At 58.4% G+C, this 423-nt stretch carries 1 protein-coding gene; it reads right to left on the bottom strand.

All coding sequences use genetic code 11. From position 1 onward, the window contains the following. Positions 1-423: hypothetical protein (locus ACFHWD_RS20670; protein ID WP_378062949.1), on the bottom strand; the 423-nt coding region annotated here is incomplete at both ends.

The raw sequence follows: 423 nt of genomic DNA, 5'->3' as shown, positions 1-423 counted from the left end.
ATCACCTTTATCACCTTTAGGACCCTGCGGACCCTGTGGGCCGGGGCAGCCAGGTTTACCTTGAGGGCCTTGAGGGCCAGGGCATCCAGGATCACCTTTGGGGCCTTTAGGGCCAGGACATCCAGGCCTGCCTTGAGGACCCTGAGGACCAGGACACCCTGGGTCACCTTGAGGACCTTGAACTCCGGGATCACCCTTGTCACCTTTAGGACCTTGAATACCAGGATCACCTTTGCAGCCCTTAGGGCCTTGTGGACCTGGAGGGCCAGGACATCCAGGATCGCCTTTGCAGCCTTTAGGACCCTGAGCACCGGGATCACCTTTGTCACCTTTAGGGCCTTGAGGACCTTGAGGGCCAGGATCACCCTTGCAGCCTTTAGGACCTTGAGGGCCTTTAGGGCCAGGACATCCAGGTTTACCTTT

Source organism: Clostridium sp. MT-14, from assembly GCF_042436595.1.
Classification (GTDB): domain Bacteria; phylum Bacillota; class Clostridia; order Clostridiales; family Clostridiaceae; genus Clostridium_B; species Clostridium_B aromativorans.
The sequence above is the reverse complement of the archived record's forward strand: the minus strand, read 5'-3'. Positions and strand labels throughout refer to the sequence as shown.